We start from the raw sequence: 21,998 nt of genomic DNA on the forward strand, positions 1-21,998 counted from the left end.
AGGTTGAACGTTGCACCGTTGAAGGTTGCGCCTTGGTGAACGGTGAACGGGGTAAACGTTGAACCGTTGAAGGTTGAACGTTGAACGTTGGGGGGTGAACGGTGAAGGTTGAACGTTGAACGTTGGGGAGGTGGAACGGTGAACGGGGTAAACGTTGAACGTTGAACGTTGAACGTTGGGGGGTGAACGGTGCGCGTCGGGGGGTGAACGTCGGCGATGAGAGACGAGGGGCGTATGGTGGAAAAGCAGGCAACAGTCGGTCCGGTACAAGTCGGGGTTGTCCTGCTGGCGCTGGCGACGGCGATCATCCACATTGTTCTGGCGCTGCCGACGAACCTGATCATGTTTTACCTCAACGGCGCGGGGTATATCGGATTGACGGCGGCGCTCTATCTGCCTCAACTGGCTGTATATCGTCGCCGCCTGCGATGGGCGCTGATCGGCTACACCGCGATAACCATCGTCGGATGGGCGGTTGTGGGCGAACGCTCCCTGATCGCGTACCTCGACAAACTCATCGAAGTGGCGCTCATTGGTCTGCTTGCGATTGAGGTGAGACAGGAAGGCGAACGTTGACCGGATTCGACATCCACGCTGCGATGGCGATCCTGCGCGCCGAGATGCCGCGTTTCCCCAAGCCGCTGATCGACGGCATGGGCGAGGAAGAGGCGCGTAACCCGTTTCGTATTTTGATCGCCACGATCCTGAGCCTGCGCACCAAAGATACCATGACCGCTGTGGTCGCGCCACGTCTGTTTGCAGCAGCCGACACGCCGGAGAAGATGCTGGCGCTTGGCGAAGACGAGATTGCCGCACTGATCTATCCGGTCGGCTTCTACCGCAACAAAGCGCGCACGATCCGCACGATCTGTCAAATCCTTATCGATCAGTATGGCGGCGAGGTTCCTGCCGATCTCGATGCGTTACTGGCACTGCCCGGCGTCGGGAGGAAAACCGCCAACCTGGTGCTTACCGCCGGTTTCGATCTGCCGGGGATCTGTGTTGACACCCACGTTCACCGCATCTGTAATCGTTGGGGCTATGTGCAAACCAGAACGCCTGAAGAGACGGAAATGAGACTGCGTGAGATTCTGCCGCCGGAATACTGGAAGGAGATTAACGGGTTGCTGGTGACCCTTGGGCAGAATATCTGCCACCCGACCTCGCCGCGCTGTAGTGTTTGTCCGCTGGCGCATCTCTGCGCGCGGATCGGTGTGGAGCGCCGTCGTTAGCAGCGATTTGTATTCCGGAGCGCTTTCTGAAGAGCATGTTATACTACTGAAGCAGGGAGTATTTGCAAGGCTGTTCAGGAAACCGCGTGCTGGAGAAGGGTCACAGGGGTAACCATGTACATACGCTGGATCGTTCGTAAACACAAAAACGCCGGTGCGGCAAACGTTTCGTTCCACGATGCGTATCTGGTGGAAAGTTATCGTGACGAAAACGACTCGCCACGTCAGCGAACTATTTGTTATCTGGGGAATATCCGACAGATCGGCGATGAATTTCCGCCGCTGGAGCGCGAGATCTTCTTCCTGCGCGCAGAGCGCATTCTTATGAGCATCCCGGAGATCGATAGCGAGGAGCGTGAGGCGATCCTGGCATTGCTCCGTCAGAAGGTGCCGGAGTTATCAGAAGAAGAAGCGATCATCGCGTTCCACAACAACCTGCGCTGGTTTGCGCGCTGGATTCGCTCGCGCGGTCGGCGCGTCTCGCGCGATGAACTGCTCCGCATGATCGATACGGCTGCCGAGAGTATCGAGGTGTAGGAGGGGCGCAGCGTTGCAGCGCCCCTGGCGCCCCCGATGCCCGTAGAGGCGCTGCGCCGCAGTCGGGGCGCTGCAGCGCCCCTACGGGAACGTCACCCCTTCCAGGCGATCTTCCAGGTCTGCGTAGATCATCTGCAGGCGTTCGATGGTCTCATCATCAGCCTGCCACAACCCGCGCCCGTGGCTTTCGAGGAGACGGGCGACGGCGTTGCGCGCAGCGCGCGGGTTCGCCTGCGCCAACCGCTCACGCATGGCTTCGTCAAGCACGAACGTTTCCGCCATCTGGTCGTAGACCCATTTTTCGACGGCGCCGGTGGTGGCGCTCCATCCCAGCAGATAGGTGAAGCGGTTGCCGATCTCGGCTGCGCCAGCGTACCCGTGCTGAAGCATCGCTTCGTACCAGCGCGGGTTGAGGAGTTTGGTGCGCGCCTCCAACCGAATGAACTGATCCGCAGACCCAATGCGCACGACGCCAGTGTGGGTTTCCGCATAACTCAACGGCACGTCGCCGCCACGCTCGCGCCCCGCTGCCAGTCGGATCGCGCCGCTGTGTCCGTAGTAGTGCTGCATATCGGTCAAACCATACTCGACGCTGTCGATCGCCTGGAAGACGTGATCGACGGCGCCGAGCAGACCGCGCAGCGCTTCGGCAGCTTCCTGCCCACCGCGCCCGCCGCCATAGGCGTACCCGTTGCGGCGGACATACATGTCTGCCAGGTCGTGCGTGTTCTGCCACTGACCCTCTTCCACCAGTTCGTCCACGCCGGTGCCGTACCTGCCGGGCGCCTGGGTGAAGATGCGCGCCGTCGCCTGTTCCCAACTCAAGCCGCGCGCCTGCTGTTCCAGCGCATGCGCCCGGACGAAGTTCCGCTCCGGCGGTTCGTCCGCTTCCGCCGCGCGGCGGAACAGATCGTCGAGCAGATCGAGACTGATCTGGAAGGTGTCGCGGAAAATGGCGCTGACATCGAGCAGCACATCGATCCGCGGACGTCTGAGTTCTTCCAGCGGGATAAGGTCATAGCGCCAGATTTTGCCCTGCCCGTCGCGCTCAGGACGCGCACCGACCAGCGCCAGCACCGCACCGATACTTTCACCTTCGGTCTTGATCGTGTCAAGCGCCCACAGCGTGAGTGCGATCATCTGCGGGTACGCCCCGTTCGACGAGTGCTGGAGGTGTTGCTCCAGCAGGCGCTCCGCCATCTGCTGACCGCGCACCAGCGCAGCGTCCGACGGGAGCCGCCACGGATCGATACTGTGAATGTTGCGTCCGCTTGGCAGAGCGGCCACACCGGCGCGCACGGGGTCTGCGCCGGGCGCCGGGTGGACATACCCGCCGTCGAGGGCGTGGATGAGTGCGTCGAGTTCGCCGGGCGCCTGCAAGAGACCATCGAGCATGGCGCGCCCGTAATCGATGTAGAACTGCGGATCGAACAGCACGCCGACATCGGCAGGACGTCCAAAGGTGGAGAGCCACTCATCGAGATGCAGCGTCTGCCGTTCGATGATGAAGCGCCGCACAAAATCGGCGCGCGCCTGAGCGATTTGCGTTTCAGGCACACCGACGCCGCGCAATGCGCTGGCAAGCCCCAGGCGACCCTCGCGTGACACATCGAGAGCTGCTTCGATCAGTGCGGCTGCGCGATCCGGCGCTGGCGCTTTGCCAAAGATGTGCAGTCCGTCAAGGATCAACCGCTGCTCGACATCATCCAGATACCGGCGGACACGCCGCAGGAATGCGTCGGCAGCTTCACCGGGGAGCGGCGCCAGATCGGGAAACTGTGAACTCAGGAATGGCAGCCGCTCGTAGAGGGTGTGCGCGTCATAGTCGTTGCTGCGCGCTTCGTACTGTTCCATTTCGGCGCGGAGGATCGCCAGTTGCCGGTACAACCCCGCGCGCGCATACGGCGGCGTCAGATGGCTGATGATCGTCGCGTAGCCGCGTCGCCGGGCAATTGCCGCTTCCGCCGGATTGTTCAGCGGGTACAGGTAGAGGTGCGGCGCATCGCCGAGCAACAGATCGGGCCAGCAATTTTCGGTTAACCCTAATTGCAGCCCCGGCATCCACTCAGCAGTGCCGTGCATCCCGACGTGCACGATGGCGTCGGCGCGCCAGCGTTGCGTGAGCCAGCGGTAGAACGCCACATATTGGTGGTGCGGCGTGAAATCGCGGTCGAACAGCAGGCGCATCGGGTCGCCGGGGACGCCCATCGGCGGCTGAACCGCAACGATGACGTTGCCGAAGGAGAGGGTATCGAGGCGGATCGCATCACGCCCATGCGGGGCGATTTCTCCAGGAGGCGACCCCCATTTGCGATCAATCCGTTCTGCGTGCGGGGCAGGAACGATGGCGTGATACTCCGCCAGCGGCACGACTGTGCGCGTTGACGCGAGGGTTTGCGGTTCATCGGCGACATCAAGAGCGGCGATCTGCCGCGCCAGTTCTTCAACCGTCGCCGGAACGCCTTCCACGCGGTACCCTTCGGCGGCGAGACGCTGAAGGATCGCGTGCAACGTTGCCGGTACGTCGAGGAGCGCCGCTGTACCGAGTTTCCCCAGACCGGGCGGAAAGTTGTAGATCACCAGCGCCACGCGCTTTTCGGCATTCGCCTTGCGCCGCAGACGCACCCATCCGGTCACCAGACGCGCCGCGCGCGCCAGGCGATCAGGTGTGGCGACGATCCGTTGTTCGTGGATTGCGCCGAGCGCAACTGACGCAGTGCTGCCGTCCATTTCCGGCAGGTCGTACATGATCACCGCCTGCATTGGCGCGACGCCATGGGTATGCCAGTGCTCAATCTCCTGCATTTGCAGCGGTTGAATGATCATGTACGGCACATCGATGCCCGCCAGCAGGTTGATCGCCGTCTCGCGGTGCTGCCCCGGTTTGGTGGAACCTGCCGGTCCGCCGATGATCGGGAAGCCCATCGTGTTGATAATCAGATCGACCTTCTGCCGCGCCACCCATTCGCGCACTGCGACGTGCATCTCGATGCCGCTGACCACAATCGGCAGCACCGCCATCCCCTGCGCCTCCAGCGCTTCGATCAGGTCGGCGACATACTGCTGGCGCTGAACGATATGCTTGCGGAAGGTGAGGATCGCCACCAGTGGTGCATCGGCAGGGTTCGCAGCGCCCCTTCTGCGCTTCGGGTCGCGCTGTTTCCGATACCACTTCAGGTAGGCGTCGGGGTTGGGGAAGAGTTCGTCGGTTGCGGGATGGAAGCACCCCATCATCGGGATGATGCGCACCGGCGCCACGTCGAGGCGTTGCCCCAGACAGTCGCGCAGGATCAGGCGGACCATCTGCGTCAGGTTGTAGGGGTCGGGCTGGTTCCAGTAGATATTGACGCTGAGCCAGGTGCGGAAATCCTTCAGTTTGGGGGGCATGAGCGGCAACAGTTTCGCCGTGAGTTTGGTCAGTTTGGTGTAGGCGTAGAGGGTGTCTTCTTCGCGTCCGCGAGTCATCAGGCGCAGGACTGCCTGCATCGGCTTCGGCATCGACGCCCGCCCGCCATTCTGAACCCGATATTCGCCGACGCGGGTGAGCGCCATGACTTCGGGCATGCTCTCGAACGCGAACACCGTCGGCGTACCGGCACGGTCGATCTGTTCCTTCAACCACTGCGCCTGGTCGCGCATGTTGATCAGGGTGATGAAGAGAACATCCGCCTGCGCAATCGCCTCCGCAAGCGCCGGATCGCGTCGCTCGACGTGCCCGTCGTGGAAGCGGAGCAGCCGCACCTCGACACCAGACTGGCGCAGGTTCTGTTCGACTTCTTCCCAGATATGAGCGTTGAACCGCTCCATGCCAAGAATGAAGGTGAGCGTTCTCATAGCGTCCTCGCCGAACGATGGTTGCAGACAGTGCGCAACCTTAAGTATACAGGGTATCCACCGGCAATGCGCGGGGTGAAGCGGAAGCGGGGCATGACTGTTGGTTAAGAAAACACAACCATGCGATCTGCAGAGGATGTGTGGAGGTTGTGGGTGTGGGATGTGGAGGTTTTGCGGAGCGGGGCGCGCCGGCGGCGCGCGCTTCCAGGGGCATCGGCGGCGCGCGCTTCCAGGGGCATCGGCGGCGCGCGCTTCCAGGGGCATCGGCGGCGCGCGCTTCCAGGGGCATCGGCAGCGCGCGCTCCCAGGGGCATCGGCGGCGCGCGCTTCCAGGGGCATCGGCGGCGCGCGCTTCCAGGGGCATCGGCGGCGCGCGCTTCCAGGGGGTGCTGCTCCAGGAGCGTCCCTACTGGCGTCGCCAGCGGATGTCGCACTCGTCGCGGTTGCCGAGGGCGCGCTGCAACACGTCAATCAGGTGCGGACTCGCGCCGCGATCGGCGAGCAGCGCCAGGGTATCGCGGTTGATGTAGAAATCGGCGTCGGTGGTGCTCTCGATCTCCAGGTTGTCGAACAGGACGCGCATCTCTTTGCCGGTCACTTCGTCGATCAGCTCGCCGCTCAGCGCATCGACAATGGTGAACCGGTCATCGTCCGCCAGCGGCGGGTCAAACAGGTCGGCGAGATTGATACGAAATGGCAGAATCCTGATCGGCGGCGACTCCTCGATCACCACCGGCTCGTTCACTTCGTGGAGCAATGTATCGACAATCACGCGCGCAGCGTCGGGACGTCCAATGTTGCGGGTGTTTTCGCGCATACGCGCCAGGCGTTCGGGGTTCTGCAACAGACGATCAACTTTGTAGGCAAGGGTGGTCATCTGATTGCAGCGCAGCGCCACCCCTTCTTCGAGAAGGTGATCACTGTTGCGCTCTTCCTGACCGGGAATAGGCGAGATGATGACCATCGGCAATCCGGCAGCCATGGCTTCAGAAGAAGTCAATCCGCCCGGCTTACCGATCAGGATCGTTGCGATCTTCATCAGCGATGGCATATCGTCGGTGAATCCCAGTAAACGGAAGCGTTTCGCCTGCGGTTCGGTCAATTCAATGAGTTCTTTGCGCAGTTCTTCATTCCTGCCGCATACCACAATGACCTGTGATGGCGTCTTCATCGTCATGATCTGCTGCACCACGTCGCGCGCTGGACCAATGCCCGCTGCACCTGCCGACACCAGGATCATCGGCAGGTCGGGGCGCAGGTGGTAGTGCGCCAGGACCTCGTCGCGGTTGATCGGCGCCTCGAAAGCGGGATCGACCGGGATGCCGGAGATGGTAATGCGATCCTCCGGCAGTCCGAGCGCCATCAGATGCACCTTTGTTTCTTCCAGCGCGACAAAGTAGCGATTGAATCTCGGACTGAGCCACATCGAGTGGAAGTCGTAATCGGTGGTCACAATTGCCAGCCGGGTGTCGATGGCGTCTTCTGCTAGCAACTGCGCCACGATGCCGGCGGGCATGAAGTGAGTGCAGACGGTGATCGTGGGACGGAACTCGCGAATGAAGCGGGTCAGCGGGTCGGCGTTGATCCGGTCGAACAGCAGGCGGAAGGTGTCGGTCTTCCACGGTTCGTCGCTCGCCTGATACCACCAACCGACGAGTTGCGGACGCTCCTGCACCAACCGCAGGTAGAGATCGGAGTAGAAGGCGCGGTACAGTTCGTTGGTGCGTTCGAGCGCATCGAGATTGACGAGTTCTTCGACCTGCGGCGAACGTTGAAAGACCTTCTCGAGCGCGGCTGCGGCGGATTTGTGCCCGGAACCGGCGCTGGTGGAGAGAATAAGGACGCGATGTTTCACTGTGCCTCACTTTGCTAGCCCGCGCAGGCGGGATTTGCCCCGGATGACCGATAGCCGATAGCCGATAGCCGATAGCCGATAGCCGATAGCCGATAGCCGATAGTCGATGGTCGAGAGGGTCACCGTTGGAGGTCGCGTGACGCGCAGGCGGGCTTCGCCCTGGATAGGCGATAGGCGATAGGCTCACTGCAGCCCGCGCAGGCGGGCTTCGCCTTGCATAGCCGAGGGCTGATGGTCTTTGAGTAATTATTCCGCTCTCGCCCGCGCAGGCGGGCTTCGCCTTGACTAGCCGAGGGGTTCACCCCGACGGCAAGAGGCGCATATCGGACTTAATTCTCAATCTCCACCATATGAGCACTGCGCTCCCTCTCTCCGCGCCTTCGCGCCTCCGCGTGAGCCGGTTCGACGTTCCCATCTTCATCATTCAGTGAAACCGCTGCGGATCGAACAACCGGATCGGGTGGCGAGTGGCGCCGTCAAGGGCAAGATCGGTCAGGATTTCTCCCATCACACTGGCGAACTTGAAGCCATGACCGGAGCACGGTGAGGCGATGACGACGTTGGGATGCTGCGAGTGCAAGCCGACGACGAAGTGCTGGTCTGGCGTTGTGGTGTACATACAGACTGCCGACGCCAGATGTTTGCCGTTGAGCGTCGGAATGAGATGGGCGATGGCTGCGCGCATGGCGGCGATCTCGGCGGGATGCACCGCGCGATCAACGGTATCGGGGTCGCACGGTTCACCGGCGCGGAAGAGCGCAACCTTGACGCCGCCGGGCGGTCCTTCCTGGTGGGGAAAGCCGTAGAACTGCGTGCCGTCTTCCGCTTCCCAGATATAGATCGGAAAGCGGTCGGGCAGAAACGGCTCAACGCCGCCCTTCGGCGCAAACCAGTGGAGCGTTTGTCGCTCCACCACCAGCGGCGCGCCGAGATCCGCCAGCAGACGCGGCGCCCACGGACCGGGCGCAACGATCAGGCGTTCGGCGGTATAGCGGTTGCGCGTCGTTGTTACCGTCACTCCACCTGCGTCGGCTTCCCATGCCAGCGCCGGCTCCTCGAAGCGCAGGTCGGCGCCGAGCGCCACAGCGCGTCGCAGGTGCGCAGCGACGCTGGTTTCGGGGCGGACGAAACCAGCCTGGTGTTCGTACAGGGCAACGGTTCCCTCCGGCGGACGGAGCGGCGGAAAACGGCGCCGTATCGTGGCGGCGTCGAGCAGTTCGTACTCCAGCCCGTGTTCCTGCGCGCTACGCAGCGCCCCGGCGACGGTATGACTCTCAGGAGAACCGATCATCAACCCGCCAGTGATGGTCAACAGATGCGCGCCGCTGTCGCGTTCGATCTGCCGCCACAGTTCATAGGCGCGCAAGAGCAACGGCACGTATGCCGGGTCCTCAAAATACGCCTGACGGATGATGCGCGACCGACCGTGGCTGGAGCCAAGGGTATGGGCGATCGTGTGACGCTCGATGCCAAGGACGCGCCGCCCGCGCCGTGCTGCGTGGTATGCTGCGGCGCTCCCCATACCGCCGAGTCCGATGATGATCACGTCGTATGCTGGTGTCATATGCCGTGCATTGTAGCACATCCCGCCAGCAGAGGAGTGGGGGCGCGGCGGCGGGCGGGGGCGGGCGATTGACATCGCGCTGGCGCGGCTACGAACCGCAGTGTGCCGACCAGGTATGGTATACTACTGACACTACTCGTGGCGCTCAAGATACGAGAACTACTATGGCAACTATTGTACGCCAACCACAACCGATTGAACCCATTATCCAGCAATTACAGAATATCTTGCCTCAACTCCGCGAGGAATATGATGTAGAACGGCTTGGCGTCTTTGGATCGTATGTGCGAAATGAGCAACATGCTGAGAGTGATATTGATATTCTTGTATCGTTCCGCAGTACGCCCGGGTTGTTAAAGTACATCTCACTGGAGCAGTACCTTTCTGATTTATCAGGTATGCGTGTTGATTTAGTCATGGAAAGTGCATTAAAACCAGAAATCGGTGCACGTATTCGTACTGAGGTGCACTATCTATGACATCAGAGCGTTCATATAGCGATTATCTCAGCGATATTATTGACGCAATGGAGAAAATCGGCCGCTTTATCGAAGGATTAAGTGAGCAACAGTAAAATTTTGATGACGTATATGCCCTTCATATTGCCCCAGACCACGACTGGGAGCTACCGCCTGACAGCAGCGCCTTGTTCAATGCGCTGGTGATGATCCGCAGGCGCCAGACACGCTCTACGTCGCCAAAACGCCGACCGCCATCTGCAAGTTGTCTTGTCGCCAGGCACAGATATCAAAGCAATTCCCGGTCGGGCGTCCGATGCAAGGGCGGTCCTTCCTGGTGGGGAAAGCCGTAGAACTGCGTGCCGTCTTCCGCTTCCCAGATATAGATTGGAAAGGCGCTGGCATTCATGCATGCACAGCCACACCATGCCTGGCAGGTCGCATCCCTGGCGCGCGCGCTGGCATGCTCACGTTCAACATTTGCGTCCCGCTTCACTGCGCTGGTCGGCGAACCGCCGATGGAATACCTGACGCGCTGGCGGATGCAGATTGCTTCTCGCCTGTTGATCGAAGACCCCTCTCTGCGTATCGGTGACATTGCCGCCCGCGTCGGCTATCGCTCCGAAGCGGCATTCAGCAAAGCGTTCAAGCGACTGATGGGCGTTGCGCCCATCGCTTATCGCAGCGCTTCAGGGCAGGCAGCCGATTAATCGCTCATTCGATTTACAGAGAGTGTGAGTTGATATACACTGCTTCATGTCAGCCCGCCTATGGTGAAACCAACGCACGATGCTATCAGAGGGCGGAGACCTGAAGACGCATTGGCGCCGGCAAGGCGAAGTCAGTCGGTGAAACTCACTGCGTGGTCGGGGAAGTGCATCGCTTCAGGCAACGGTCAGTCCGTTGGCCCTGAGCCTGTCGAAGGGTGCAGAGCGCGGTCGATGAGACATTTCGGGAAGAACAGGTCTGTTGATAACCGGAGGACTCGGCGCCTGCGTGACCCAACGCTGCATTTCTTCGTCGTCTGGCTCCTTGCGCCGATCTTCGCCATCGTCGGCGCATCCCTCGATCGGGCCGTCTGGGACCTGTCTGCAACGCTGGTCGGCTGGTTGATCACGCTCAGTTTATGGAGCGGCTTCGGCATCCGCAGCGTCGTCTATCAGTGGAAAGCCTTGCCGCGTTCGCCCCGGAAGCGCTGGCCCGATCTGTCGAGAATAACCGCCATCGAATTGAATCTTCTGACAGGCATCGGTCTGGTGACGCTGGTCTCATCCATAGCCGCCCTGATGGTCTGCGGGCTGCTTATCGTTGGGATAGCCAACAGACGTATTTGAACGTGGTATACTACTGACACTACTCGTGGCGCTCAAGGGACGAGAACTCCTATGGCAACTATTGTACGCCGACCACCACCGATTGAACCCATTATCCAGCAATTACAGAATATCTTGCCTCAACTCCGCGAGGAATATGATGTAGAATGGCTTGGCGTCTTTGGATCGTATGTACGAAATGAGCAACACGCTGAGAGCGATATTGATATTCTTGTATCGTTTCGTAGTACACCTGGGTTGTTAAAGTACATCTCACTGGAGCAGTACCTTTCTGATTTATTAGGTATGCGTGTTGATTTGGTTATGGAAAGTGCATTAAAACCAGAAATTGGTGCACGTATCCGTACTGAGGTACACTATCTATGACATCAGAGCGTTCATATAGCGATTATCTCAGCGATATTATTGACGCAATGGAGAAAATCGGTCGTTTTATCGAAGGATTAAGTGAGAAACAGTTTCAAGAGGACGATAAAACCGCCTTTGCGGTCATTCGAGCGCTCGAAATTATTGGCGAAGCAACAAAATGCCTCCCTGATACATTCCGCTCTGCTTATCCGCAGATCCCCTGGAAGGCGATGGCAGGCATGCGGGACAAGCTGATTCACCAGTACATGGGAGTTGATCTCCGAGTCGTATGGAAGACGGCGACGGAAGATATTCCGGCGCTTTTACCACAGATACAGCATATATATCGCACAATGAAACCCTGATGAGCCGGTTGCCACTCTATTCGCGTAGTGCGCTGCACCGGCGGGACTATTGCGGAGCGCGTCTCTTCGCGTCACGTCAGCCTGCCTGGGGTGAAACCAACATGCGGCTCTTGCGTGACCCAACGCTGCATTTCTTCGTCGTCTGGCTCCTTGCGCCGATCTTCGCCATCGTCGGCGCATCCCTCGACCGGGCCGCCTGGGACCTGTCTGCAACGCTGGTCGGTTGGTTGATCACGTTCAGTTTATGGAGCGGCTTCGGCATCCGCAGCGTCGTTTACCAGTGGAAAGCCTTGCCGCGTTCGCCCCGGAAGCGCTGGCCCGATCTGTCAAGAACAACTGCCATCGAATTGCATCTTCTGACAGGCACCGGTCTGGTGACGCTGGTCTCATCCATAGCCGCCCTGATTGTATGCGGGCTGCTTATCATTGACATAGCCAGTGTGTGAGCAGCACAAAGCACGCTGCTCCTTGCGTAATGGTAGTTGTTTTGGAAAGATCCTGCGCGTCATCTCCCGCTTCAGGCATCAGGTCGCTCAAACTCCCCCTTCTCCCACGAGGGATCAAAAGCGCACGGGAGTCTGGACAAACATGTATCCATCTACCACAGCACAGGCGGGCATAGGCGGACGTGGTCGCTCTCCTTCGTGTTGGTCAAAAATGGGAAGAAAAAGGCACGACGTGATATAATCAGGAGTATGACGGAGAACATGTTTGCAGGCACAGTGCTATTTGAGGTCGAGACACCTCTTTGGTTTTCGGGTCCGTGTGACCCGCGATTACTGGGAGTTGATCACCACCATCAAGCATCCCGTTATGGCCGGGCAAGAGGCAGCAGTACAGGAAGTGCTGGAACAACCGGATGAAATCCGGCAGAGCCGTAGCGATCCTGCTGTGCATCTCTTCTACCGTGCTAGAGGGCAGCGCTGGTTCTGTGCCGTAGCCAGGCGATTGAACGGTGACGGCTTCTTGATAACGACTTACCCGACAGACTCTATCAAGGAAGGTACACGTATATGGCCGAAGTAAAGGTATTCTACGATCGTGCTGGCAATACGCTCACAGTCTGGTTTGGCGATCCGCTCGACGAGCATGTCTGCGAGGAAACCGGGAACGAAGTTATCTTGATCAAAGACCAATCTGGACAGGTCATTGGCTTTGAACGGCTGAATTTCTCCGTCGCCGCCCTGGAGCCGCTGCGGGTCGCTTTCGAGACGGTCACTGTCTGAGCACCTTGCGGACCAACCCACTGGTTGATAGACAATTTTCCTGATAATGACCGCATCCATCACCAAACCTGCAAACGCCTTCCATCACCCTCGGCTGCGCCTATACGCCCGGTTACGGCTTCCGCGACGCGCTGATAGTCCACCCATCCGACCCCAACTACGGCTGGTGGAGCGACCGCTACAGCGCCCTGGTGCAGGAGTGGCTGTTCCTGGCACTGGTCAACCACCAGAATGGCTTCATCTGGCGCTATTTCTATCGCCATCCCGGCGTGCTGCGCGCACATATCGAAATGTACGGCGGCGCGACGGTGTATCTGCCGCTGGTGCTGCGCGCCGGGGAAGCCTGATAGGCAGCAATGCATAAAGCTGAACTACAGCAGTTCTCATACAGGTTGACAACAAATGCACTCATCGCGATATTTGAAATCAGGTTTGTTGTATACCTCAATTGCGGCAATCATTGCAGCGATTGCCTGATCCAGCAGTTTTTTTCTAAGGTTCCTCATAGTATAAGCCTGGCACTTTTAAGGATGCGTTATAGCGAAGTGCAGAACAGTTGACCACCAGGATTGCGCATCTCTGGCGCTTCCTGTCCCCGTCCTCCCCATGTGGAGCATCAGGACGCCCCAACCTCCCCCTTCTCCCCTTGTGGGAGAAGGGGGCAGGGGGGATGAGGGGCACAAACGCGCACCGGAATGCAACAAAACCGCGTCAGACCCGCCCCGTCGCCACTGCCAGGTTGAGGTCGAGCAGCCGCTGCACCACCGCGCGCTGCACCGCCGGCGCCATGCCGAAGCGCGTCTGCCCGCGCGCGTTCGCGTGGAAATCGTGCCCCGGATCGAGATCGTCCCAGCCGTAGCACGCCAGGATCGCCGCATCCAGCGCCGCGTGCAGCCGCCGCAGGTCTGCAATGTCGGCATCAAGGCAGGCGGGGTCGTGGAGCAGGTTGTACGTTTTCGTCAACCCGATCCGGCGCGCCTGCATCACCTCCCGGCGCCGCTCGTGGTACGCCGCTCCGATCTGCGCCGCATGCGCGAACGCCGGGTGCGCCAGCACCCGCGCCAGGTCGGGAGCAGCATCCTCCGCCGGCGGGAAGGGAAACGTGGCGAAGCAGTCGGTGGGGGTGTAGCGCAGATCGGTGCGCAGACTGGACGCCTGGCGGCGCGCCCACGCCTCGTGCACGCCGGATTGCAACAGCGCGAAGTGATAGTCGTCGTCGAAGGCGAAGACGACCAGTTGCTCATTGTATATCCAACCCTTGGGAACAAACACCGGCGCATGCATCTCACTGATGCGACTCCGCGCCAGCACCCGGCGCAGCGGGGCGATGGCGTGACGCATGCCCGCGCGGTAGGCGCCGAACTGCCACCAGGCCGCGCGGTTGCGCGCGTCCCCCGGACCACGCAGCCCCTCCCGCTCCGGCTTCACCCGCTCCTCCACGATCCGCAGCAGGTCGGGGTACTGCTGCGCCCGCGCCAGGTCCCAGTCGTGGAAGCAGATCACCCATCGCCCCGGCTGCTGCGCCGGATGGGTGTTCAGGTCGTCGCCGTTCAGGTAGGGGAACAGGCAGTCAGCGTTGCGCGGGTCGCGCGCCAGCAGCGCCTCCGCCTCTGCCGCCTCCAGCACGAAGCCGAGACCACGCACGAAATCGCCGATGAACGCCTTGCCGTCGTTCTGGCGCAGGCGCGCCGGTTCGCCGTCCGGTTCGGCATCGAGCCGCGACGAGATCGCCGCAACCGGGTGGTCGTCGAGCAGCGCGCCGCCGTCTCCCCCAGTCCCCTCCTGCGTGCGGCGGGCGCGCGGCGCTTCAATGACGACCAGGTTGACTTCGACGCTCGCCTGTCCGGGCCAGCGCACGAAGCGGCGGGCGAACGCAATGCGCCCGCCCTGCGCCAGGATGACCTTCAGCCCGCTTTCGCGCGTGTCCCCCTGCCCGATGGTGTTGGTGGCGATCATCCCCAGCCGCCCGCCGGGACGCAGCAGCGCGAACGCCCGCCGGAAGAACGCCGCGCAGAGGTCGGCTGTGCCGCCGAACGGCACCAGCGCCGCTTCCAGCCAGCGCCGGTACGCTTCGCCCGCGACGCCGCTGATGCGCAATCCCCCCATGAACGGCGGGTTGCCGAGGATGACATCGAACCCGCCTGCCGCCGCCGCGTCCGGGAACTCCAGCGACCAGTGGAAGAAGGCGCGCTCGTCGCGCGTGACGGTCACGAACGCTCCCTGGCGCGGGTCGCTCAGCGCGCCGTGCGTCAGCGCCTCCTGAACCGCCATCGTCGTCAGCGCCACCCCCACCACCCCCATGCCCCCCCCGCGTGCGTGGGGGGTTGGCGGGGGGGACTGGGGGGGTGCGAAGGATTGGAAGAACGCCGCCGTCCACACGTCGCACGCCAGGCGCAGGCGGCGATAGGCGTCCTGGGTGATCACCCGTCGGTATGCGGCGCTCTTGGCATGCACCTGCTCCACCGTTCGATCCGGCATCGCGGCGACCTGATGCATCTGCGCCGCCAGGTCTGCCAGCGGCGCGGTGACGAACCCGTGGCGGAAGAGATCCATGCGCGCCTCGCGCGCGTTGCGCGCCTTGACCTGCCGCGCGTGGGCGCGGTCGTCGGTTCCCAGCGGACGGTAGGCGTCATCGGGAATGCCGGCTTCGAGCGCCTGCAGGTCGGCGACCCCCAGGAGCGAATCGCCGCAGCGGATGCGGTGGTCGAGAAAGGTGAGCGGCCTGCCCCGCGCATGCCCTTCCAGCCAGAGCGCGACGCGGCAGAGTTCGACCGCCAGCGGATTTTTGTCCACCCCGTACAGGCAGTGGGCAATCACGTCGCGCACTGCGTCACGGACGATCTCCGGGGCGGGGGCGGCGTCGCCGCTGCGGATGCGCGCCAGTTCGGTCCCCAGATGCCGCGCCGCCGCCAGCAGGAAATGCCCGCTGCCGCATGCCGGATCGAGCACGGTCAGTCCAAGGAGCGCCGCTTCCCGTTCGGCAGGTGTGGGGCATGGCGCAAGACGCGCCCGCAGCGCCGGCTCCAGCGCGTGCTGCACGAGCGGCGCCACCAGCTCCGGCGGAGTGTAGTGCGAGCCGGTGGCGCGCCGTTCGGCGCTGCGTGCGGCGAAGGCAACGACGGGAACCGCGCCGCGCCAGGCGATGGTCGGGTGCAGTTCGAGCAGACTTTCGTACACCGACCCCAGTTCTTCGGTGTCGAGCGCCGCATAGTTGATGCGGCGCGGCGGATCGCCGTACCAGGCGAGATGGCGGAAGGCGTGCAGCAGGTCGCGGTTGGTAATCACAGCGGCGTCGAGATCGACGGGCGCAAACAGGTCGCCGTTGAGCGGCGCCGCGCCCAGCAGCGCGGCCAGCGCCGCATCGCTCACGATCTGGCGCAGCGTCTGGAACCCCAGCCAGAGGTCGACGTGATCGGTGAAGGCGCTGCGGCGCGTCAGGAGTCGCCGCAGTCGCCCGACGCCATAGTGCGCGTAGTGCGGGTCGTCGCTGATCAGCCCGCGATCTTCGGCGGTCAGCAGGAAGAGCACGCGGTAGACGATGCGCAGCGCCTGGCGATACAGCGCAGCGGCAACGTCATCCGGGACCGGTTCGCCCGGCGGCGGGAGACGGAGCGCGGCGCGCAGCGCTCCGTTCGCCGGGTGCGCCAGGAAGCCGTTCGCCAGGATCAGGAGCGCCTGTTCCACGCCGTCGCGCAGGCGGTCGCGCACCCGTCCGCCCTGTTCCAGCGCGTGCTGATGGTAGCGTTCCAGCCAGCAGTCGCGCGCGTCCGCAGCGGTCTGCGGCAGGCGCGTGCGGTGGATCAGCCGGTAGAGCGCGGCGAAGTCGGCGAAGCGCTGCTCATCGAGGATCTGCGCCAGGTCGCACTCGACATACGCCTGCCGCCGGAGGTACGTGCTGTTGCGCAGCAGACGCAGGGTGCGCCCGTTGGCGACCAGCCCCCACACCTGCTCGCTGCGGTTGAGATACTCCTGCACCAGCACGTGCGGCGCCATCCGCACCCCCCCGGTTCGGGAGGGTGCGGGCGGGACGCGCCCCAGGTCCTGGCGCACCCCGACGATATGCACCGGCGGGGCGTCGTCCGCAGCGCCAGCGCGGTGCGAAATGGCGAAGCGCGCCCCGTCGATCGCATACGGGTGCGGGTTGGCGTGCAGGTCGTAGCCGAGCAGACTGAGGAACGGGATGACCCAGGCATCGCGGGTGATTGCGGTCGCCGGGTCATCGTCCGGCAGGCGCGCCAGGCGGCGGCGGAAGAGCGCCCACTGCGCCTGGGCGTCGGCGAAGGCGCCAGCGATCTCATCGGTGAGGGAGCGCGACCCGTCCAGCCCGAAATCGCGCGGTTGCTGCCCTGGCAGATCGCCGGCAAGCGCCGCGTCCAGAATGTCGGGACCAAGCAGACCGCCTTCGAGACGGATCGCCGGAGTTGGTGCGTGGATGTGACTCATAGGCGTGTGTTGGCGCGTTCCAGTACGACCACTCCCAGCAGATCGGGCGGGAACTGCGGCGTCATCTCAAGCCCGCGCACCCGCAGCGCCACTGCCTGGCGGATGCGTTTGTGCGCTTCGGTCAGGTCGGCGGCGCGACGGTCGATCCACTGCCGGATGCCGGACTGGATCGGATGGTCGTCGCCCCATCTTCCTCCCTGCACCGGGCGCCATTCACCAATGCGCGCGAGCGCCTGACGCAGGATGGTCTGCTTTTCTTCCAGCGGCATGTTGGCGGCGGGTCGGGCGGACGCCAGGAGACTCAGCGCTTCGCCATGGTCGAGCCAGTGCATCTCGCTGCCATGGTCGCGGTAGCCGAGCGCCAGCACTTCTTCGGACAGCACGGGTTGAGCGTTGGGATATTCGAGCATGTAGCGCACCCGCAGCAGCAGGATGGTCGTCGTTTCCTGCACCGCGTGCGTGCGGATCGCGCCGCAGCGCCGGGCAATCGCCGTCTCGGATCGTTCCAGCGCCTCTTCGAAGAGGAACTGCGCCAGCGCCATGACGAAGCGGTGGTTGCGCCCGACATACTCCGCACCCTCCGGCGTCGGCGAAATGAAACTGATCGACCAGAAGGGGTTGGCGCGGCGCGCGGCGGACGACGAAGAGTCGGGCAGTTCCATGCGAATAGCATCGGGCAGAGCACGCAGCACATCCGGCGCCAGGCTGACGCGGAAAACATCCGCGCGCCTCGGGTCTGGCGTGATCGGCAGGTTGAGGCGTTGGGCGGTTTCCAGCACAAAATCGCGCACGGCGGACGGATCGCCGAGCACTGCGTCGGTCGCTTCGAGTTCACGCTGCACTTCTTCGGGTTTCAGCGCGCGCTGAGCGAACCGGGTGCGATTGACCCGCTCGCGATCCACATCGCGATCCCAGCGTCGGTGCAACTCTTCAACCGCCGGTATGCCCAGGTCGAGGGTGAGTTGTGCGCCTGGCGTGCGCCGACCCCGGAGGAACAGCGCTTCGAGCACCGCCTGGGTGACGCTCTCGCTCTCTTCCGGCACCGGCACATACGTGCCGAGGGTGCGATGGATCGTGCGCGCTTTGTTGAGCAGCACATCGAGCACCGCGCCATCCACCGGATTGTCGCGCCCGAAAAAACGGATGACCCTGACACGCGGCGCCGGTTGCCCGTAGCGATCCACGCGCCCTTCGCGCTGCTCCAGGCGATTCGGGTTCCAGGGCAGATCGTAATGCACCACGGCGGTGAACAGCGACTGGAGGTTGACCCCTTCGGAGAGACAATCGGTTGCCACCAGCACCCGCGGACGGTCGGCGTCCAGTTCCGCAATTCGCGCCTGCCGCTCTTCGTCCCCCATCCGCCCGGTCACACACGCAACCTGGACACCATCGGGCAGATCGCGCTGCACCTGATCGGCGACATACTCTGCGGTGGCGACGTAGCGACACCAGAGGATCGGGTGGAAGCCTTCATCGATCAGGTGGCGCGTTAACTCGACAGCGCGGCGCAGTTTGGCGTCGTGCTCCGATCCGTAGAGGTCGCGCGCCAGCCGCGCCAGGTCGCGCAACCGCCGCCGGTCGGCGTCCGGTAATGTTTCGACCGTCGCTTCCAGCGGCGGTGTCGGCGACTCGTCCGTTGCGCGTTCTTCGGTCACTTCAAACACAAATGGACGGAAATCCGCCTCTTCATCGCTATCAAACACCAGCGCGCCACGGCTGGCGAGGGTCGCAACCGCTGCTGCCGGACTCGACATCACGCAGCGCAGGAGCGAGAGCGCGCCCCAGGATCGCACCCGACGGCGGCGCGCGTCGAGGTGTTCACCGGTCTGCACGATCTCGAAACAAAACTGATAGGTGCGCTCAAAGAGACGACGGTAGCCATCGGACAATTCGTAGGTCTCGTCCTGCGGTTCGCGCTGCGGGAAACAGGTGATCGCTTCCCACCCCTGCTCGATGTCGCGGCGGGTGCGCTGCACGAAGTGGCGCGCCAGTTCGCTGCGTTGCGCATCACTCAACGCATCGAGGCGCCAGTCGGCGAACTCAGGACGCACCAGCCCCAGGAGTGATCGGAATGCCTCCTCGATACCGGAGTGCGGCGTGGCGGTCAGCAGGATGAGGTGGCGCCGCGGCTTCCTGGCGACATCCTGCACCAGGGCATGGCGCTCCTGCTGACCGCGCCCCTGCGCCGCCGCTGCGCCGTGCGCCTCGTCAACGATCACCAGATCGGGGCAAAACTGAAGAAACTGGTGGCGATTCCGCTCGGTTTTGACAAAATCGATGCTGATCACCTGCACCGGGAACGACTCATAGATCGTTGCGCCGGGAGGAACCTGGCGCTCCAGCTGGCTGACCGTGCCAGAGCGGACGATCACCGCGTCCAGGTTGAACTTCTCCGCCAGTTCTTTTGACCACTGCTCACACAGCGCGGGCGGACAGAGGACGCAGAACCGACCGATCTCACCGCGGTCGAGCAGTTCACGGGCAACCAGCAGCGCCTCGATGGTCTTCCCCACACCGACGTCATCGGCGATAAACAATCGCACCGGATCGAGGCGCAGCGCCATCAGGAGCGGCACAAACTGATAGGTGCGCGGACGGATCGAGATGCGTCCAAGCGAACGAAACGGCGTGGCGCCTTCACGCAGCGACAGGCGGGCCGCCTGCCAGAGCAGATGCGCGCTGGCAGCGTCAGCAACGTGGTCGGCGTCCGGCGGAGGAAACGCAGCTGGCGTGATACGTTCCGAAGGCAACGTATAGCCGATCAGGTCGATCAGGCGACGGTAGAGAGTCAGGGTCTCATCATCACTGCCGGTGAGCGGGCGCAGCGTCACGTGATCGGGGGATGCCGAGGGGAGCAGCGCCCACAACCGCTGACGGAACCGTACAATTGAGCCGGGGTTGGTCATATGCGCATCAATCTCATACAAATGCGTCAGACGTGTGGCTATGATACCATGATCGACGCTGAATGTTCAATCGAAGGGGGGAGGTGTCTGTGCCCCCTCATCCCCCCGACCCCCTTCTCCCACACGGGGAGAAGGGGGAGTGTGGACGTCCTGATGCCTGAAACGGGCGATGGTACGCAGGCACTCGACCACGCGCCTGCCTGCGCGGGCGCGGCGCAGCAGCGATTGCAATCGCCCCTGAAGGGCCTCCGACCGCGCGCCCGCCGGCGCGGGCGATCCTCCTTCACCGCCGCACGCACCAGCGATTGCAATCGCCCCTGGCGGGCCTCCGGCCGCTCGCCCGCCAGCGCGGGCGATCCTCCTTCACCGCCTCACACGCCAGCGATTGAAATCGCCCCTGGCGGGCCTTCGACTGGTCGCCCGCCGGCGCGGGCGAGGAAGCAGCGATTGACATCGCCCCTGGCGGGCCTCCGGCCGCTCGCCCGCCTGCGCGGGCGATCCTCCTTCACCGCCTCACACGCCAGCGATTGACATCGCCCCTGGCGGGCTTCCGGCCGGTCACCCGCTGGCGCGGGCGCGGCAGGACCCGCGATTGAAATCGCCCCTCAAGGGCCTCCAGCCGGTCGCCCGCCTGCGCGGGCGATCCTCCTTCACCGCCTCACGCACCAGCGATTGACATCGCCCCTGGCGGGCCTCCGGCCGCTCGCCCGCCGGCGCGGGCGATCCTCCTTCACCGCCTCACGCACCAGCGATTGAAATCGCCCCTCAAGGGCCTTCGACCGGTCGCCCGCCTACGCGGGCGATCCTTCTTCACCGCCTCACGCACCAGCGATTGAAATCGCCCCTGGCGGGCTTCCGGCCGCTCGCCCGCCGGCGCGGGCGAGGAAGCAGCGATTGACATCGCCCCTGGCGGGCCTTCGACCGGTCGCCCGCCGGCGCGGGCGAGGAAGCAGCGATTGACATCGCCCCTGGCGGGCCTTCGACCGGTCGCCCGCCTGCGCGGGCGATCCTCCTTCACCGCCTCACACGCCAGCGATTGACATCGTCCCTGGCGGGCTTCCGGCCGCTCGCCCGCCGGCGCGGGCGATCCTCCTTCACCGCCTCACACGCCAGCGATTGACATCGTCCCTGGCGGGCTTCCGGCCGCTCGCCCGCCGGCGCGGGCGATCCTCCTTCACCGCCTCACGCACCAGCGATTGACATCGCCCCTGGCGGGCCTCCGGCCGGTCACCCGCTGGCGCGGGTGAGGAAGCGTCCTATTCATCACTCTTTATTTCCTCGAAGGTTTCTTCAAACTCTGGCACAAGTTCACCGCTCCGATGATGCTCTTTCTGGCGTTTGATGTACTCCTTGATCCTGGCAACGTCCCAGCGGCTGACAGTGAACGCGCCGTAACTGCCTTGCCACTTGAATTGCGCCGACGGCCGCAACGTCTCATTGACAAAACGTGATGACACGCCTTTGACGTGTTTGAGCAAATCGGCGATGGTGATGGTGGTTGGGAAGATCACCAACAAGTGTACATGGTCCTCCGTACCGTTGAGCGCGAGAACGGTGCAACCCTGTTTCCGAGCCTCGCTCTCGATGTTGCGGTACAGACGTCGCTCGATGTCCGGCGTGATGAGCGGGAGGCGATCCCACGTCGCCCAGACCAGGTGAAGGAAGAGAGCAAGTTTGTTGCGTCGCATGGTGTCCTCCATGTGCCACAGCGGACGGAGCAGCGTCCACGAAGGTGGACGCCCGGCGGAACGCCCGCACGGCGCGATTTCCAATCGCCAGCCCCTCCCCCGGCGGAACGCCCGCACGGCGCGATGTCAATCGCCAGCCCCGCAGCGCACAGGGCAGCGTCCACGAAGGTGGACGCCCGGCGGCACGCCCGCGCGGCGCGATGTCAAT

At 63.1% G+C, this 21,998-nt stretch carries 18 protein-coding genes; 11 read left to right on the forward strand and 7 right to left on the reverse strand.

What is annotated here, in order from left to right; genetic code table 11:
- Positions 1-234 precede the first annotated feature (234 nt).
- The 3 genes from ROSERS_RS13025 (at position 235) to ROSERS_RS13035 (ending at position 1,769) form a co-directional block, all read left to right on the forward strand.
- Entirely contained in the window at positions 235-576 is a 342-nt protein-coding gene (locus ROSERS_RS13025) for a hypothetical protein (protein ID WP_041333640.1), read from the forward strand.
- The gene (locus ROSERS_RS13030; protein WP_011957244.1) at positions 573-1,232 is read left to right on the forward strand and encodes an endonuclease III domain-containing protein; all 660 of its coding nucleotides are present in this window, start codon (positions 573-575) and stop codon (positions 1,230-1,232) included. The genes ROSERS_RS13025 and ROSERS_RS13030 overlap by 4 nt, the downstream gene beginning before the upstream one ends.
- 114 nt (positions 1,233-1,346) lie before the next feature.
- Positions 1,347-1,769: a hypothetical protein gene (locus ROSERS_RS13035; protein WP_011957245.1), complete on the forward strand. Its 423-nt coding sequence runs from the start codon at positions 1,347-1,349 to the stop codon at positions 1,767-1,769.
- A gap of 81 nt (positions 1,770-1,850) precedes the next feature.
- Here the strand turns inward: ROSERS_RS13035 and bchH are convergent, their stop codons facing one another.
- From bchH to solA, 3 genes are all read right to left on the reverse strand, one after another.
- Positions 1,851-5,603, reverse strand: a complete 3,753-nt coding sequence (gene bchH / locus ROSERS_RS13040) for a magnesium chelatase subunit H (protein WP_011957246.1) — start codon at positions 5,601-5,603, stop codon at positions 1,851-1,853.
- Between the two features lie 406 nt (positions 5,604-6,009).
- On the reverse strand, positions 6,010-7,458 hold the full coding sequence (locus ROSERS_RS13045; RefSeq protein WP_011957248.1) for an MGDG synthase family glycosyltransferase: 1,449 nt from the start codon (positions 7,456-7,458) through the stop codon (positions 6,010-6,012).
- 424 nt (positions 7,459-7,882) lie between these two features.
- Entirely contained in the window at positions 7,883-9,022 is a 1,140-nt protein-coding gene (gene solA, locus ROSERS_RS13050; RefSeq protein WP_011957249.1) for an N-methyl-L-tryptophan oxidase, read from the reverse strand.
- Between the two features lie 164 nt (positions 9,023-9,186).
- Here solA and ROSERS_RS25045 point away from each other — a divergent pair, with 164 nt between their 5' ends.
- The 8 genes from ROSERS_RS25045 (at position 9,187) to ROSERS_RS26060 (ending at position 13,100) form a co-directional block, all read left to right on the forward strand.
- Entirely contained in the window at positions 9,187-9,501 is a 315-nt protein-coding gene (locus ROSERS_RS25045; protein ID WP_011957250.1) for a nucleotidyltransferase family protein, read from the forward strand.
- A 386-nt stretch (positions 9,502-9,887) separates the two neighbouring features.
- Positions 9,888-10,190: a helix-turn-helix transcriptional regulator gene (locus ROSERS_RS13055; RefSeq protein ID WP_049767515.1), complete on the forward strand. Its 303-nt coding sequence runs from the start codon at positions 9,888-9,890 to the stop codon at positions 10,188-10,190.
- 231 nt (positions 10,191-10,421) lie between these two features.
- Entirely contained in the window at positions 10,422-10,814 is a 393-nt protein-coding gene (locus ROSERS_RS13060) for a hypothetical protein (RefSeq protein ID WP_041333644.1), read from the forward strand.
- A gap of 51 nt (positions 10,815-10,865) precedes the next feature.
- Complete coding sequence (locus tag ROSERS_RS25050) at positions 10,866-11,180, forward strand: nucleotidyltransferase family protein (RefSeq protein WP_011957252.1); 315 nt, start codon at positions 10,866-10,868, stop codon at positions 11,178-11,180.
- On the forward strand, positions 11,177-11,527 hold the full coding sequence (locus ROSERS_RS13065; RefSeq protein WP_011957253.1) for a HepT-like ribonuclease domain-containing protein: 351 nt from the start codon (positions 11,177-11,179) through the stop codon (positions 11,525-11,527). The genes ROSERS_RS25050 and ROSERS_RS13065 overlap by 4 nt, the downstream gene beginning before the upstream one ends.
- On the forward strand, positions 11,527-11,973 hold the full coding sequence (locus tag ROSERS_RS13070) for a hypothetical protein (RefSeq protein ID WP_041333648.1): 447 nt from the start codon (positions 11,527-11,529) through the stop codon (positions 11,971-11,973). Before ROSERS_RS13065 ends, ROSERS_RS13070 begins: the two co-directional genes overlap by 1 nt.
- Positions 11,974-12,540: 567 nt before the next feature.
- Positions 12,541-12,753: a DUF2283 domain-containing protein gene (locus ROSERS_RS13080; protein WP_011957256.1), complete on the forward strand. Its 213-nt coding sequence runs from the start codon at positions 12,541-12,543 to the stop codon at positions 12,751-12,753.
- Between the two features lie 191 nt (positions 12,754-12,944).
- Entirely contained in the window at positions 12,945-13,100 is a 156-nt protein-coding gene (locus ROSERS_RS26060) for a YLP-box putative sorting motif-containing protein (RefSeq protein ID WP_011957257.1), read from the forward strand.
- A 36-nt stretch (positions 13,101-13,136) separates the two neighbouring features.
- On the opposite strand, the gene ROSERS_RS27415 is transcribed toward ROSERS_RS26060, so the two are convergent.
- The 4 genes from ROSERS_RS27415 to tnpA all read right to left on the reverse strand — a co-directional run bounded on the left by ROSERS_RS27415 (position 13,137) and on the right by tnpA (position 21,790).
- Positions 13,137-13,259, reverse strand: coding sequence for a DUF3644 domain-containing protein (locus tag ROSERS_RS27415; protein ID WP_442969646.1), 123 nt, complete (start codon positions 13,257-13,259; stop codon positions 13,137-13,139).
- A 205-nt stretch (positions 13,260-13,464) separates the two neighbouring features.
- Complete coding sequence (locus tag ROSERS_RS24205; protein ID WP_011957258.1) at positions 13,465-17,196, reverse strand: Eco57I restriction-modification methylase domain-containing protein; 3,732 nt, start codon at positions 17,194-17,196, stop codon at positions 13,465-13,467.
- Positions 17,193-20,102 carry a helicase-related protein gene (locus tag ROSERS_RS13090; protein WP_011957259.1) on the reverse strand — a complete coding sequence of 970 codons (2,910 nt, stop codon included), beginning with the start codon at positions 20,100-20,102 and terminating at the stop codon, positions 17,193-17,195. The genes ROSERS_RS24205 and ROSERS_RS13090 overlap by 4 nt, the downstream gene beginning before the upstream one ends.
- Positions 20,103-21,358: 1,256 nt before the next feature.
- Entirely contained in the window at positions 21,359-21,790 is a 432-nt protein-coding gene (gene tnpA / locus ROSERS_RS13095; RefSeq protein ID WP_041333652.1) for an IS200/IS605 family transposase, read from the reverse strand.
- Positions 21,791-21,998 lie beyond the last annotated feature (208 nt).

This window comes from Roseiflexus sp. RS-1, from assembly GCF_000016665.1.
In the GTDB taxonomy this organism is placed as follows: domain Bacteria; phylum Chloroflexota; class Chloroflexia; order Chloroflexales; family Roseiflexaceae; genus Roseiflexus.